Origin of the sequence: Denitratimonas tolerans (assembly GCF_037203605.1) — a bacterium.
Lineage (GTDB): Bacteria > Pseudomonadota > Gammaproteobacteria > Xanthomonadales > Xanthomonadaceae > Denitratimonas > Denitratimonas tolerans.
Genome location: NZ_JBBDHC010000019.1, coordinates 15,875 through 29,451 on the forward strand (window position 1 = coordinate 15,875; position 13,577 = coordinate 29,451).

Annotated in this window: 15 protein-coding genes and 1 pseudogene; 4 read left to right on the top strand and 12 right to left on the bottom strand. The window is 71.0% G+C overall.

The features are described from left to right. The 6 genes and pseudogenes from WB794_RS11920 to WB794_RS11945 all read right to left on the bottom strand — a co-directional run bounded on the left by WB794_RS11920 (nt 1) and on the right by WB794_RS11945 (nt 3,630). Nucleotides 1-279 carry an STAS domain-containing protein gene (locus WB794_RS11920; protein ID WP_337336082.1) on the bottom strand — a complete coding sequence of 93 codons (279 nt, stop codon included), beginning with the start codon at nt 277-279 and terminating at the stop codon, nt 1-3. A gap of 2 nt (nt 280-281) precedes the next feature. Further along, nucleotides 282-887 (bottom strand): MlaC/ttg2D family ABC transporter substrate-binding protein, encoded by a 606-nt coding sequence (locus tag WB794_RS11925; protein ID WP_337336083.1) that lies wholly within the window; start codon nt 885-887, stop codon nt 282-284. 24 nt (nt 888-911) lie between these two features. Further along, nucleotides 912-1,403, bottom strand: coding sequence for an outer membrane lipid asymmetry maintenance protein MlaD (mlaD, locus tag WB794_RS11930; protein WP_337336084.1), 492 nt, complete (start codon nt 1,401-1,403; stop codon nt 912-914). A 44-nt stretch (nt 1,404-1,447) separates the two neighbouring features. Then, a complete protein-coding gene (locus tag WB794_RS11935; RefSeq protein WP_337336129.1) occupies nt 1,448-2,188 on the bottom strand; it encodes an MlaE family lipid ABC transporter permease subunit in 741 nt (246 codons plus the stop codon). Then, nucleotides 2,183-2,978 (bottom strand): annotated as a pseudogene (locus WB794_RS11940) (ABC transporter ATP-binding protein); the annotation flags it as partial. The pseudogene WB794_RS11940 and the gene WB794_RS11935, both read right to left, overlap by 6 nt. A gap of 151 nt (nt 2,979-3,129) precedes the next feature. Continuing rightward, the gene (locus WB794_RS11945; RefSeq protein WP_337336085.1) at nt 3,130-3,630 is read right to left on the bottom strand and encodes a hypothetical protein; all 501 of its coding nucleotides are present in this window, start codon (nt 3,628-3,630) and stop codon (nt 3,130-3,132) included. 180 nt (nt 3,631-3,810) lie between these two features. Between WB794_RS11945 and WB794_RS11950 the strand changes: the two genes are divergently transcribed. Further along, entirely contained in the window at nt 3,811-4,488 is a 678-nt protein-coding gene (locus WB794_RS11950) for an alpha/beta hydrolase (RefSeq protein WP_337336086.1), read from the top strand. Between the two features lie 88 nt (nt 4,489-4,576). On the opposite strand, the gene WB794_RS11955 is transcribed toward WB794_RS11950, so the two are convergent. The 6 genes from WB794_RS11955 to rph all read right to left on the bottom strand — a co-directional run bounded on the left by WB794_RS11955 (nt 4,577) and on the right by rph (nt 10,618). Further along, nucleotides 4,577-4,864, bottom strand: a complete 288-nt coding sequence (locus WB794_RS11955; RefSeq protein ID WP_337336087.1) for a ComEA family DNA-binding protein — start codon at nt 4,862-4,864, stop codon at nt 4,577-4,579. 298 nt (nt 4,865-5,162) lie between these two features. After that, the gene (locus WB794_RS11960) at nt 5,163-6,488 is read right to left on the bottom strand and encodes a right-handed parallel beta-helix repeat-containing protein (protein ID WP_337336088.1); all 1,326 of its coding nucleotides are present in this window, start codon (nt 6,486-6,488) and stop codon (nt 5,163-5,165) included. Between the two features lie 58 nt (nt 6,489-6,546). Then, nucleotides 6,547-6,966, bottom strand: a complete 420-nt coding sequence (locus WB794_RS11965) for a YbaN family protein (RefSeq protein ID WP_337336089.1) — start codon at nt 6,964-6,966, stop codon at nt 6,547-6,549. Between the two features lie 5 nt (nt 6,967-6,971). Then, nucleotides 6,972-9,173 (bottom strand): serine/threonine protein kinase, encoded by a 2,202-nt coding sequence (locus WB794_RS11970; RefSeq protein ID WP_337336090.1) that lies wholly within the window; start codon nt 9,171-9,173, stop codon nt 6,972-6,974. Next, nucleotides 9,170-9,754, bottom strand: a complete 585-nt coding sequence (locus WB794_RS11975) for an ECF-type sigma factor (RefSeq protein ID WP_337336091.1) — start codon at nt 9,752-9,754, stop codon at nt 9,170-9,172. The genes WB794_RS11970 and WB794_RS11975 overlap by 4 nt, the downstream gene beginning before the upstream one ends. Before the next feature lie 135 nt (nt 9,755-9,889). Further along, on the bottom strand, nt 9,890-10,618 hold the full coding sequence (rph, locus tag WB794_RS11980; protein WP_337336092.1) for a ribonuclease PH: 729 nt from the start codon (nt 10,616-10,618) through the stop codon (nt 9,890-9,892). A 145-nt stretch (nt 10,619-10,763) separates the two neighbouring features. On the opposite strand from rph, the gene WB794_RS11985 reads away from it, so the two are divergent. The 3 genes from WB794_RS11985 to modA are packed head-to-tail and all read left to right on the top strand — an operon-like array spanning nt 10,764 to nt 13,577. Further along, on the top strand, nt 10,764-11,630 hold the full coding sequence (locus WB794_RS11985) for a YicC/YloC family endoribonuclease (protein WP_337336093.1): 867 nt from the start codon (nt 10,764-10,766) through the stop codon (nt 11,628-11,630). A 1-nt stretch (nt 11,631) separates the two neighbouring features. Next, nucleotides 11,632-12,813, top strand: a complete 1,182-nt coding sequence (gene moeB, locus WB794_RS11990) for a molybdopterin-synthase adenylyltransferase MoeB (protein WP_337336094.1) — start codon at nt 11,632-11,634, stop codon at nt 12,811-12,813. Beyond that, the gene (gene modA, locus WB794_RS11995) at nt 12,810-13,577 is read left to right on the top strand and encodes a molybdate ABC transporter substrate-binding protein (protein ID WP_337336095.1); all 768 of its coding nucleotides are present in this window, start codon (nt 12,810-12,812) and stop codon (nt 13,575-13,577) included. The genes moeB and modA overlap by 4 nt, the downstream gene beginning before the upstream one ends.

Genomic DNA, 13,577 nt, shown 5'->3' on the forward strand with positions numbered 1-13,577 from the left:
TCATCCTGCCATGTCATCGAGTCGATGCGCGCGGCAGAGCGCGCGATAGCGCCCCGCCGCGTCCTCGCGCACCCGCGAGGGCGCGCGTCCGAGGGCGCGCTGGCGCCCGCGAAGCCAGTGCAGCAGCGCGACGCCGGCGCTGTCGATCTCATTCACGCCGGAAAGGTCCAGATCGCCGATTGCGGTTTCCTTGCCAAGCCACTGCGCATGGATGCCGCCGACGGTTTCGAGGGTGAGCCGCTCGGGAAGCGGCCAGGGGGCTGCGGCGTTCGTGTCCACGGTCAGTCCTCGAGCTGGATTTGCCCGCTGCGCAGGTCCTCGATCACCGCATCGAGGTTGCGCGTGCGCAGGATTTCGTCGAACTGGTTGCGGTAGGTCTGCACATAGGAAATGCCCTCGACGATCACGTCGAACACGAGCCAGGCATCGCCCTTGCGGCGGAACATGTAGTCCACCTGCACCGGCTCGCCGGCGCGGCGCACGATGCGGCTGGCGACGCGCACGATCTGGCCATCGCGCAGCGGCGTGGTCGCCGCGATGCGCACATCGGTGCCCGCGTCCACGTCGAGCAGGGCATCGGCGTAGCGGCGCAGGAGGTTGTCGGTGAGCGCGTCGGCAAACGCCTGGATCTGCTGCGCGCTGGCCCCGCGCGCGTGGCGCGCCAGCACCAGCTGGGCGGCATAGGGCCGGTCCATCACGTCGTTGAGCTGGGACTTGACGAAGCCGCGCAGCGCCGCCGGATCGGCGCGGAACTCCTCGCGCCGCGTGGCGATGGCGTCCAGCACCGCATGGCTGCGCTCGAGCACGAGCTCGCTCGGCTCCATGGAAAACGCCGCGGGCGCGGCACCAACGGTCAGCAGCAGGGCAAGAAAGAGGCGCAGGAGCATGGTTTCTTCTCGTTGTCGAAGGGATCAGCGCGCGGGCGCGCCGCCGCCAGCATCGTCGCTGCGGGCGGAATCGGCGTTGAACAGGAATTTCCCGATCAGCTGCTCCAGCACCACGGCCGGCTGGGTCAGGAGGATCTCGTCCCCGTCCTTGAGCGGCTCGGGATCGCCGCCGGGCGACAGGCCGATGTAGCGCTCGCCCAGCAGGCCGCTGGTGAAGATCGCGGCACCCGTGTCTGCCGGCAACTCGCCGGCAGACTGCTGCAGGCGCAGGGTGACCTTCGCATCGAAGTTCGGATCGAGCGAGATCGACTCGATCTCACCCACCTTCACCCCGGCGATCTTCACCGGCGCGCGCGCCTTGAGATCGCCGGCGTTGGTGAAGCTGGCGGTGACCCGATAGCTGGCACCGCCCATGCGATCGGCCGAGTTGGTCGAGGCGAACGCGAGCACCAGCGCACAGGCAAACCCCATCAGGATGAAGGCACCCACGCTCCACTCGGTCTTGGGACTGGCCATCAGCACACCCTCCGCATCAGTTCATCATCAACGCCGCGCACGCCTCAGTACAAGGTCGCGCTGAGCAGAAAGTCCAGGAACAGCACCATCAGCGAGCCGTACACCACCGCTTGGGTGGTGGCGATCGAGGTGCCTTCCGGGGTCGGTTTGGCGTGGTAGCCCACGTGGGTGGCGATCAGCGCGCAAAACGCACCGAACACGATCGCCTTCACGAAGGCTTGGCCATAGTCCTCGTACAGGTCCACGCTCGACTGCAGCGAGGCCCAGAAGTAGCCCGAATCCACGCCCAGGATGTAGACCGCCTGCAGCCAGCCGGCGAGGATCGAAAAGGCAATGAATACCGCGGTCAGCAGCGGCACGCTGATGAAGCCGGCGAGGAAGCGCGGCACCACCACCTTGCCGACCGGATCGATCGCCATCATCGAGAGCGAGGTGATCTGGTCGGTGGCGCGCATCAGGCCCAGCTCGGCCGCCATCGCGGAACCCGCGCGCCCGCAGAACAGGATCGCCGTGAGCACCGGCCCCAGCTCGCGGAACACGGTGAGCGAGAGCATCGTGCCCAGCGCGTTGCCGGCACCGAAGGTGACCAGGGTGCGGTAGCCCTGCAGCGTCATCACAAGTCCCACGAAGGCACCGCCCACCGCGATGATCGGCACCGAGCGCGCGCCGATGACGTAGATCTGCCGGATGGTGTCGCGCAGCTGCGGCCGCGTGAACCGGATCGCGCCCAGGATGCGCAGCAGGAACAGCCCGAAGGCGCCGAGCGCGGCGAGTTGGCTAGCCATGGTTCGCCTTCTTCGTGGCGCGGTAGTCGAAACCGATCGGTCCGTCCGGCAGGCCGTCCATGAACTGGCGCACCAGCGGATCATCGGTGGCGGCCAGCTCGTCCGGCGCGCCGGCAAAAACGATGCCGCGATTGGCCACGATCAGCACCTGGTCGGCAATGGCAACCACCTCGTGGATGTTGTGCGAGATCACCAGGCTGGTCATGCCGAGTGCCTCGTTGAGGCCGCGGATCAGCTCGACGATGACGCCGCAGGCGATGGGATCCAGGCCGGTCAGCGGTTCGTCGTAGAACATCAGCGGCGGACCCATCACCACCGCACGCGCCAGCGCCACGCGCCTGGCCATGCCGCCGGACAGCTCGTTGACCTCCAGCGCGCCGGCCTCGGCCAGCCCGACCGCGGCGAGCTTCATCCGCACCAGCTCGACGATCAGCGCCTCGGGCAGCCGGGTGTGGGTGCGCAGCGGCAGCGCCACGTTTTCGAACACGTCGAGGTCGCTCAGGAGGCCGTTGCCCTGCAGCATCACGCCCATGTGGCGGCGCAGCGCGAACAGGCTGCGCACGCTCGGGCGCGGCAAGGGCGCACCCAGCACGGTGATGCGCCCGGCGGAAGGATCCAGCTCGCCCACCGCGGCGCGCAGCAGGGTGGACTTGCCTGCGCCCGACGGCCCCAGCACGGCGGTGATGCTGCCGCGCGGCATCGCCATGTCCACGCCCGACAGGATCGTGCGCGGACCGTAGGCCAGCGTGACCCTGTCGAAAACGACGGCGGCATCTTCAGGTGGGGTCATGGATCTCGGAACGCCTCGCAGAACGGCCCGCAGCACCCCGCCGCACCTGTCGTGCGCGTACCGGGCGATTGCATGAAAGGACTGGCGATTATCGTTCGCCGGCGTTCTCCACGCCAGCGGACAGGCTCAGGCGCAATTCATGTGCGCGCCGTCACTCACGCACCGCATGGGCACCGTCGGCCGACGATCCCGGACGCCGCGCGGCCGGTGGTTCAACAGCAGCCGCTTCATCATGCTGCGGGCGCGGATCGGCCCGGCTCAGGCGCTGGATGTCCTGCTCCAATCGCAGCTGCCGCCGGAACGACAGCTCCCGATCCAGTTCCTCGACGAATTTTCGCGCCATCGCGCGGCTGTCGCGTGGCACCTTCAGCGCAAGCTTGCCCGAATAGCCCGCCGGCACGCTGCTGACCAGCTTGAAGTCGGAAAACTCCAGCTCGATCTTCGGGCTCATCCAGAGAAACCCGGACCGGTAGCGCACGCTCGCCACCGCATCCAAGCCAGCCACCAGCTCCTTGCTGGCCGACCGCAGCAGGCCCAGCACGGCGTCGCCGGTCTGGTACTCCAGCCGCAGCCGGCCCTCCTCCAGATGCACGACGCCGTGCAGCATGCCCCAGCCACCGTGGGCATCGCAGTGAACCGGAATGCTGTACATGACTTCTCGTTTCCCCGGAGCATGTGGAACCTGTCGATGCGCGCGACCATGAGGCCTTCGGCGCGGCACCGACGCGACATTATCACCGCGCCGGCGCCCGCGGTGGCGCGAACCGGACCGACGCCGCCGGCTACACTGATTCGCGATACGGCAAGCCACTGACCAGAAAAGGAACCGACTGTGACCGACTTCGACGGCATCGAACGCCAGACCGGCCCCGCACCGGCGTGGGCAGTGGTCTGGCTGCACGGCCTGGGGGCCGACGGCCACGACTTCGAACCCATCGTGCCGGAACTCGTGCAGCGCGACTGGCCCGCCATCCGCTTCGTCTTCCCGCACGCGCCGGTGCAGCCGGTCACGATCAACGGCGGCGCCCGGATGCGCTCCTGGTACGACATCCTTGGCGTGGACCTCGATGTACGGCAGGACGAGGCCGGCATCCGCGCCTCGGCGGCCTTTGTCGACCGCCTGGTGGAACGCGAGATTGCGCGCGGCATCGCCGCCGGGCGCATCCTCCTGGCCGGGTTCTCGCAGGGCGGCGCCATCGTGCTCACCGCCGGCCTGCGCCAGAGCAACGCGCTGGGCGGCATCATCGCCCTGTCCACCTACCTGCCTTTGGCCTGGACGCTGGAAGCCGAGGCCGCTTCGGCCAACCGGGAAACCCCCATCTTCATGGCTCACGGCAGCATCGACCCGGTGATCCAGATTCCCCGCGCCGAAGCCAGCCGCGATGCGCTCAGCGCGCTCGGCTATCGGGTGGAATGGCACCGCTACCCCATGCCCCACGCCGTTTGCGCCGAGGAAATCCGCGACCTTGCGGGGTGGATGCAGGCGCGGTTTGCGGCCGATCCGGCCTGATCGACGCCGCGCGCGTCGCAGCAGCCGTCCACACGCGCGCAAACGCCCCGCGGCAATCAAGCCGCGGGGCACTTCGAGTGGAACGGCATCACTTGGTGCGCGGGGTGCCGCCAAGCTCGATGCGGTCGCGGTTCTTTTCCACCGTGGCCAGCCCGATGCCCTTCACCGCAGCGAGCTGGTCGGCGCTCTTGAACGGCCCGTTGGCCTGGCGGTATTCGACGATGGCCTGCGCCTTGGCCGGGCCGACGCCGGTGAGGCCGGCGGCCAGCGCCGGCGCGTCGGCGGTGTTGATGTTGACCGCGCCGGCGGCGAACGCCGAGGCGCTCAGCACGAGGGAAAGGAACAGGGACTTGAGGACGAGGGCAAAACGGTTCATGGCGTGTCTCCGGTGTGTGAGTGCGAATCCGTCGGGAGGCTTCCCGGCCGGTGGAGACAGTGTGCGAAACGCGCCGCTGCGCACCCATCGGCGCACGCCGGACGCACGCATCGGAACCTGCGGGGAGCTCGCCTAGGAAAAACACCCGCACGCGACTGCGAAGTTCGCCCGCGGCGCTGTGGCAGCGACTCCGCGCAGGCGACGGATCAGCTCGCGCAGGCGCTCGCATCGCGCGTCTTCCTGGCCCGGACGGTCGGCGAACCGGTGGCGCGCCGTGCAGCACGGCTGGACGATCACGTCATCCCTCGAACCCGTCGACAAACAGCGCGTTCGCGTCGCGCTCCAGCGCGCCGATGTCGAGCGTGCCGCTGGCGAGGCGCGGCGTGCAGTCCGGTCCACGCTGCGGCTGCAGCGTCGGCGGGAACAGCGTATCGGGCACGGCGTAGCCGGGAATGGGCTGCGGCGCGGGGTTGGCCGCATCCAGCAGCGGGCTGCCGGCGGTCGGGATGAAGTTGAGGCCGCCGGCGTTGACGAAGCCGGCGCTGGTCCCCAGCAGCGTGCCGATCCATTCCGGCGGCAGATAGGTCGCATCGCTCTGCACCCAGTTGTTGCTGCCGCCGACCTGGCGCCCGTTCGTCCACTGCGCTTCCACCGTGCGCTCCACCCGCAGGGTGCCGCCGCTGGGCGCGGCCAGCACGTTGTTGTGCGCCTCCACCGCCTGGATGCCGTCGAAGATGCGGAATACGGTCGCGTCCCTCCCGCTGGTGACCGCGATGGTGTTGTTGGCAAAACGCACCCGGCCGCGGCTTTCCCCGCTGCCGTCGCCGCCGACGCGGATCACCGCGCCGAAGCCCGGATTGGAGTGCACGATGACGTTGCCGACCACGTCCTGGTCCTCGCGCACGAGGCCCGGGGTCCAGCCGGGCAGCTGCGTCACCGCATCCGGGCCGATCAGCTCCAGCTCGTGGTAGGCCGCGCCTTCGAACCAGTTGTAGTGGATCTCGCTGCGCTCGTGCCGGCTCTTGAGCAGGTTGCCTCCGGTGCCGGAGTGGACGTAGTTGCAGCGCATCCGGAAAACCGAGCCGGGATGGGTCATTTCGTCGCTCTGGATGTAGAGCGCGTGGCGCGTGGTGCCGCTCCCGGCGGAATGGATCTCGCTGAATTCCAGCGTGAGGGTGCCCGAATGGCTGTCGGCGCTGAGGACGCCGTGGCTCGGGCAGTCGTGGATCAACAGATCGCGCAGGGTGATCTCGTGGGCGACAACGAAGACGCAGCGCGAGCTGCCGCCGGTGACCTCGAATCCTTCGAACACGACGTGGTCGGCGCGGCGGAACTCGATGGTGTTGGTGCCGCCGGAAAGCACCGGACGCAGGCCGCTGGCGCGCAGGCCGCGGATCACCACCGGATTGCCGGGGCTGCCGCCGTCCGCCGGCGGCACGATCACGCCGCCGGCGTAGGTCACGCCGCCATCGACCTCCACCACGTCGCCACCCGCCAGATCGACGGCGGCAAACAGCGCATCGAGCGTGGCGTGGGGCCGCGTCGGGCCGACCTGATGGGTGGCACTCCAGGCACCGGGCGCGGCGAGCAGCAGGAGCAGCGGCAGGGCGGAACGCAGGCGCATGAGAGGTCTCCCGGATGGGCAGCCACCCGCCGCCGCGGCGAGCGCGCGTTGCGGGAGTCTACGACTCCGGCCGCAGCCACAGCCAGATGGCGACGATCAGCATGATCGCGCTGCCCGTGGCCCAGGCCCAGAAGGGCGAAGGGCTGAGGGCCATCAGCAGCGAGCACAGCGCCATCATCGCGCTCGCCAGCCACTTGGCGCGGCGGCTGACCGCGCCGCGGTCTTCCCAGTTGCGGATCATCGGCCCGAAGCGGCGGTGCCGGCGCATCCACACGTGCAGCTTGCGCGAGCCGCGCGCGGCGCAGAACGAGGCGGCGAGAATGAAGGGCACGGTGGGCAGGCCCGGCAGCGCGATGCCGAGGATGCCCAAACCCAGCGCGAGCCAGGCCAGCGCGATCCACAGCCAGCGGAAGCGGCCGGGCTGGACGCGCCGGCGGCGCGGCAGGGCGGTGGACGCGGAAGTCTGCGGGTGATCCATGCGCGCTATTGTGGCGCGGTGCCGCCCTGCGCGCGCATTCCATCGATCTGCTCGCGAAGGGTCCGGAATCCCTCGGCCAGATCCGGCGCGGCGGCCGCGTGCGCCTGGCGCTGGGCGTCCACCTCGCGCCAGAGCGCCTCGGCCTCGTCGAGCCGGTCCATGGCCAGCAGCACGCCGATTTCCTGGAAGCGCATGGCGAACACGTCGTGATGCCATTCCCCGAAGAAGTGCTGCATGCGCGGAACGGCGCGGCGCAAGATGTCCCGGCTCTCGCCGAACCGGCCGAGCGCGGACAGGAGCTGGGCCTCCATCACGTCGACCTGCACGTCGTAGACGTGCTCCGTACCGTGCTTTTCCCGCACCGCTTCGCGCATTTCTCCGATCAGCGCCTGCGCGTGGGCCGGGTTCTGCGCCGCGGGCAGGGCCTGGAGCAACTGCAACAGCGCGATGATGCGTTCGTCGCTGCCGGGGAAACGCCCGCGCAAGAGGGTGACGGCGCGCCCCAGCAGGGCGACGGCCTCGTCGACCCGGCCCTCGCGATCCGCCAGTACGCCGCGGTATTGCCATATCAGGGCCTGGGTCAGCGAATCGTGCTCGTTGGCGGCATCCAGCAGCGCCTGGGCGCGCTCCAGCAGCGCCGGCACCGGCGCGTTCTCCGCTTGGTTGAGATGCACGCCCGCCAGCAGCGTCAGCGCCGGCACCACCCGCACATCATCGGTGCCGAAGGCGCGCTCGGCCTGTTCGAGGCGCTCGCGCGCCAGCGCCGCAGAGCGTTCGGAGCGGTAGTTGGCGTCGTAGATTTCCACCAGGGTGGTGTAGATCTCGTCGCGCACCTCGGGCAAGCCGGCCAGCTCCTCCTTGAGACGATCGGCACTGGCATCGAGCAGGTCGATCACGCGCTGGTCCAGCACGCCCACGCCCGCGGCGTTGATGCGCCCGGCGTCGAACAGGCTGACCAGGTAATCCTTCATCGCGGTGGCGCGCTGCGCTTCCTGCCGCGCCACCCGGGTTTGCTGCAGGCTGACGACGAGCCCGATGCCCAGCGCCAGCAGCGCCGCGAGCAGCGCCGCCGCGGCCAGGCGGTTGCGCTGCACCCACTTGGAGAAGCGATACAGCTCGCCATCGGGACGCGCGGTCACCGGCCAGCCGGCGAGGTAGCGTTCCACATCGTCGGCCAGCAGATCGGCGCCGCCGTAGCGGCGCGCGGGATCGACCGCCAGCGCGCGTGCGGCAATGGCATCCAGGTCGCCGCGCAGCTGCGCTGCCGGCAGCGCAATCGCCGCCGGATCGTCGCCGGCACCCACCGCGTGCGACGGCCGCGTGGTGGCGTCGCCGTCGCGATGCATCGCGCTGTAGCGCCGCCCGGTCAGAAGTTCGAACAGGATGGTGCCGAGCGCATACACGTCCGTGGCGGTGCTGATCGCTCCGCCCGCGATCTGCTCGGGCGCGGCGTAGGCCGGGCTGGCGAAGCGCTGTACGGTCTGGATGCCACCGGCGGCGTCGCCCTGCAGGATGCGTCCAATGCCGAAGTCCAGCAGGCAGGGCGTGCCGTCGGCCTGCACGATGACGTTGCCGGGCTTGATGTCCTGATGCACCACGAGCTGGCGATGCGCATAGGCCAGCACGCGGCAGAGCGAGGCAAACAGTTCCAGGCGGCGGTGCAGCGGCGGTGCCTGCTGCAGCCAGAGGTCGAGCGGTTCGCCTTCCACGTAGCGCATCGCGAACCAGGGCCGTACCGAGGCATCGACGCCGCCATCGATCAGGTGCGCGATCTGTGGATGCTGCAGCCGCGCCAGAAGGCTGCGCTCCCGCTCGAAGGCGCGCAGCACGGCGGCGCTGTCCATGCCCGGTTTGATCGTCTTGAGCGCCACGGTCTGGGCGAACGCGCCGTCGGCACGCTCGGCCAGCCAGACGCTGCCCATGCCGCCCTCGGCCAGATGCCGCAGGATGCGCCAGGGCCCGATGGTTTCGCCGCTGCGATCGACCATGGGCGGCGCGGGTGCCGCGTCGCCGGCAAACGCATCGGCCAACAGCGCATCGACACCGCCGTCGAGCAGGGTATCGCCCTCGGCGTCCAGCACGACGAGGTCGAGCAGGCGCGCGCGCCGCGCCGGATCATCGGCACAGCGGCGCTCGACGAATGCCCGGCGTTCGGACTCCGGCAGTTCCAGCGCCTCGCGCAGCAGCGCGATCTCGTCCAGGCTCACTGCGCCTGGGCCATGTGCAGGCGCAGGAGCGCGCGCGCCGCGCGCCAGTCGCGCGCCACCGTGCGTTCCGACAGCGCCACAAGCTCGGCGATCTCGGCAAAGCCCAGGCCTGCGAAAAAATGCAGCTCCACCACCTGCGCCAGGCGCGCATCCTCACGCGCCAGCGCGGTGAGCGCGGCGTCCAGCGCGAACAGGTCGGTCGCGGCGTCCGGATCCGCTGTTGCCACGTCCTCGGCCGCGCCGAGCGTGACGCACAGCTGCCCGCCGCCGCGCTTGGCGGCGACGCGGTCGCGCATCGCGTTGAGCAACACCTGGCGCATCGCTGCTGCGGCGATGGCGTGGAAGTGGGCGCGGTCCTGCGGCGCGAGGCGGCCACCGGCGAGCTTGAGATAGGTTTCATGCACCAGCGCGGTGGTCGAGAGCGTCGCACCCTCGGACTGGCGCAGCAGGCGGTGGGCGCGCTGGCGCAGGTCGTCGTACACGGCGGCGAAGAGCCGGTCGCGCGCCGCTGCGTCGCCTTCCGCGCAGCGCCGCGCCAGCTCGCAGGTCTGATCCGTGTCGATGTCGCGCCCAGCATCCATCAGAACCTCTCCGGGGCCTGCCGCCGCGCCCGCCGCGCAATCCAGTGCATGAAGTATGGCAACCCTCTGCCGGCTGCGCCAAGCGCGCGGCAGCCATCCGCACCGGGATGGCGAGACCGCGCCTTGCCGGCAGGATCATTCGGCCAGCGCGGCCTGCTGCGCCCCGAACAGCGCACGCGCTCCCGCTTCGCCCAGCGCCAGCAGCGCGTCGAGCTCGTCGCGCCGGAAGGCATGGCCCTCGGCCGTGCCCTGCAGCTCGATGAAGCCGCCGCCGTCGTTCATGACGAGGTTCATGTCGGTGTCGCAGTCCGAATCCTCGGCGTAGTCGAGATCCAGCACCGGCACGCCGCGATAGACGCCCACCGACACCGCGGCGATGGCACCGAAGATCGGCGAGCGCGCGATCTCGCGGCGCGCCATCAGCCAGCCCACCGCATCGTGCAGCGCGACGTAGGCTCCGGTGATCGCTGCGGTGCGGGTGCCGCCGTCGGCCTGCAGCACGTCGCAATCGAGCGTGATGGTGCGCTCGCCCAGCAGGCGCCGATCGACGCAGGCGCGCAGCGCGCGGCCGATCAGGCGCTGGATCTCCAGGGTGCGACCGCCCTGCTTGCCGCGTGCGGCTTCGCGGTCGTTGCGGGTGTGGGTGGAGCGCGGCAGCATTCCGTATTCGGCCGTCACCCAGCCCTCGCCCTTGCCGCGCAGGAACGGCGGCACGCGCGCCTCCACGCTGGCGGTGCACAACACCTGGGTGTCGCCGAAGCAGACCAGCACCGAACCCTCGGCGTGGCGGGTGTAGCGACGCTGGATGCGGACCGGCCGCAACTGGTCCGGCGCGCGGCCGCTCGGGCGGGAAAACGAGGTCATGGGGAAGGTCCGTGTGAAAACAGGCACCTTACCATCCGGACGCGACCGCGTTGCCGCCGGCCACCGCGGCGCGCCGCCGCCATGGCGATGCGCCGCCGCATGCCCGACAATGCAGCATTGCGCTTTGCACTCACGGAGACACCGCATGATCCGCAGCATGACCGCCTTCGCCTCGGCCGAACGCCAGACTCCGTGGGGCACACTGGGGTGCGAGCTGCGCGCGGTGAACCACCGCTATCTGGAGCTTTCGGTGCGCGCGCCCGAAGAGCTGCGCGTGCTGGAGCCGGCGCTGCGCGAGCGCATCGGTGCCAAGGTCCAGCGTGGCAAGCTGGAGCTCAGCCTGCGCCTGCGCGCCGCGCCCGATGCCGCCAGCGCGACGCTGCGGCTCAACGAGCCCCTGCTCGATCAGCTCGCCGCCGCCTCGCGCACCTTCGGCCCGCGCTTCCCCGGCCTCACCGTCGACTTCGCCACGCTGCTGGCGCTGCCGGGCGTGATGCAGCAGGACGGCATCGACAGCGCCGGCCTGCAGGGCGAGGCGCTGGCGCTGGCCGAGGAAACCATCGCCGAGTTCCTTCGTGCCCGCGAGCGCGAGGGTGAGATGCTCGCCGCCACGCTGCGCGAGCGCCTCGCCGGCGCCGAAGCGGCCTGCGCGCAGGTGCGCCAGTGGCTGCCGGAGATCCGCGCCGGCCTGCGCACCCGCCTTGAGGCGCGCTTCGCCGAGCTGGCACCCGCGCTCGATCCCGGCCGCCTGGAGCAGGAATTCGTGCTGTGGCTTCAGAAGCTCGACGTGGACGAAGAGCTCGACCGCCTCGCCACCCACATCGCCGAAGCCCGCCGCGTGCTCGGCCTGCGCGAAGCCGTCGGCCGTCGCCTCGACTTCCTCATGCAGGAATTCAACCGCGAAGCCAACACCCTGGGCTCCAAGTCCGTCGACGCCCGCACCAGCCAGGTCGCGGTGGAGCTGAAGGTGCTGATCGAACAGATGCGCGAGCAGGTGCAGAACTTGGAGTGACATGAAGAACGCCGCCGCCTCGCGCTCCGGCCACCGCGACGCCGGCCCGGACGCTCCGCTCGAACTGTCTCCGCCTGAGGCCTGGGCGCGCGTCCGCGCGGGCGTGCCGCTTCTGGACGTGCGCAGCGAGGGCGAGCGCGCCGCGGGCACGGCCGAAGGCGCGCGCGCAGTGGCGCTCGACGAACTGCTGGCCGATCCGGCTGCCGCGCTGCCCGCCCCGATGCAGGAAGTCGGCCTGCTGTGCGCCAGCGGCCAGCGCACCGCGCGCGCCGCGGCGCGGCTGCGGGAGCTGGGCCATGCGCGAGTCTGGTCGGTCGCCGGCGGACTGGCGCGCTGGCGCGCCGAGGCGCTGCCCGTCACCGCGCCGAACGAGACGCCCGACTTCCTCGAACGCTTCGGCCGCCATCTGCTGCTGCCCGAGGTGGGGCTGGAGGGCCAGCGCCGGCTGCGCGATGCGCGCGTGGCGCTGGTCGGCGCGGGCGGCCTCGGTTCCCCGGTCGCGCTGTATCTGGCGGCGGCCGGCGTGGGCCACCTCAGCCTGATCGACGACGACCGCGTGGACCGCAGCAACCTGCAGCGCCAGGTATTGCACGGCGAGGCCGATATTGGCCGCCCCAAGGTCGCCTCGGCCGCGGATCGCCTGGCGGCGCTGTGGCCGGGCATCGCGCTGCGGCAGGACGCGGTCCGGCTCGGCCCCGGCAACGCGGACGCGCTGCTGGCGGATCACGATGTCGTGGTGGACGGTGCCGACAACTTCCTCACGCGCTACCTGCTCAGCGACGCCTGCGTGCGCCTCGGGCTGCCGCTGGTGCACGGCGCGGTGGATCGATTCCGCGGGCAGGTGGCGCTGTTCTGGCCGGCGCGCCGGCCCGAGGCGGGCTGCTACCGCTGCCTGTTTCCCGCGCCGCCGCCGGCCGAGCTGGTGCCCAACTGCGCGCAGGCCGGCGTGCTGGGCGTGCTGCCCGGCCTGGTCGGGATGCTGCAGGCGACCGAGACGCTCAAGCTGCTGCTGGGCATCGGCGAGCCGCTGCTGGGCACCCTGCTCTGCGTGGATGCGCTGACGATGCGGTTCGACCGGCTCGCGCTGCATCGGCACAGCGACTGCGCGGTCTGCGGCGACGGGCGTCACGCGCTGTCGAACGCGCCGTTGCCCGGCGCAGGCTGTGGCACAGGTGCGCCATGACGCCGATCCCGCGCGGGCTGTGCGCCCTGCTCCTGCTCTGCCTGGCGGCGGGATCGGGCCTCGCGCGGGCGGGCGAGGCGCGTGCCGCGGTCGCCTCCAACTTCCTGCATACCTGCGAGGCGCTGGCCGAGGATTTCCACGCCCGCACCGGCCACCGCCTGCGGATCAGCTCGGCTTCGACCGGCAAGCTCTACGCCCAGATCCGCGCCGGCGCGCCCTTCGACCTCCTGCTCGCGGCCGACGCCGCGACGCCGCGGCGGCTGGTGTCCGAAGGTTTGGCCAAGGCCGATTCAGTCCATGACTACGCCCTCGGGCGGCTGGTGCTGTGGAGCCGCGATCCGGGCCGGATCGGCGACGGCGAGGCCCTGCTGCGCGGCGGAGACATCCCTCGGCTGGCGATCGCCAACCCGGCGCTGGCACCCTACGGCGCGGCAGCGCGCGAAGTGCTGCAGCGGCTGGGGCGCTGGGAGGCGCTGCAGCCGGCGCTGGTGCAGGGCGAGAACGTGGGCCAGGCGATGCAGTTCGTGGCGACCGGCGCCGCGCCGCTGGGGCTGTTGCCGCGTTCGCAGGTTCAGGAGGCCGAGCGGCAGGCGCGCGGGTCCGGCTGGGAGATTCCCGCGGACTGGCACGCGCCCATCGTGCAGAGCGCCGTGCTGCTCATCCGCGGCAGCGACAATCCGGCCGCGCGCGCATTCTCCGACTACCTGCGCAGCGCGCCGGCGCGCGCCATCGTGCGTGAGCACGGCTATGACCGGGTGGACTGA

Coding starts and splice junctions, on each gene's coding strand:
- WB794_RS11955 (WP_337336087.1), bottom strand. CDS start 4,864: ATGAACCGTTTTGCCCTCGTCCTCAAGTCCCTGTTCCTTTCCCTCGTG.
- moeB (WP_337336094.1), top strand. CDS start 11,632: ATGAAGAACGCCGCCGCCTCGCGCTCCGGCCACCGCGACGCCGGCCCG.
- WB794_RS11960 (WP_337336088.1), bottom strand. CDS start 6,488: ATGCGCCTGCGTTCCGCCCTGCCGCTGCTCCTGCTGCTCGCCGCGCCC.
- mlaD (WP_337336084.1), bottom strand. CDS start 1,403: ATGGCCAGTCCCAAGACCGAGTGGAGCGTGGGTGCCTTCATCCTGATG.
- WB794_RS11985 (WP_337336093.1), top strand. CDS start 10,764: ATGATCCGCAGCATGACCGCCTTCGCCTCGGCCGAACGCCAGACTCCG.
- WB794_RS11965 (WP_337336089.1), bottom strand. CDS start 6,966: ATGGATCACCCGCAGACTTCCGCGTCCACCGCCCTGCCGCGCCGCCGG.
- WB794_RS11935 (WP_337336129.1), bottom strand. CDS start 2,188: ATGGCTAGCCAACTCGCCGCGCTCGGCGCCTTCGGGCTGTTCCTGCTG.
- WB794_RS11945 (WP_337336085.1), bottom strand. CDS start 3,630: ATGTACAGCATTCCGGTTCACTGCGATGCCCACGGTGGCTGGGGCATG.
- modA (WP_337336095.1), top strand. CDS start 12,810: ATGACGCCGATCCCGCGCGGGCTGTGCGCCCTGCTCCTGCTCTGCCTG.
- WB794_RS11925 (WP_337336083.1), bottom strand. CDS start 887: ATGCTCCTGCGCCTCTTTCTTGCCCTGCTGCTGACCGTTGGTGCCGCG.
- rph (WP_337336092.1), bottom strand. CDS start 10,618: ATGACCTCGTTTTCCCGCCCGAGCGGCCGCGCGCCGGACCAGTTGCGG.
- WB794_RS11975 (WP_337336091.1), bottom strand. CDS start 9,754: ATGGATGCTGGGCGCGACATCGACACGGATCAGACCTGCGAGCTGGCG.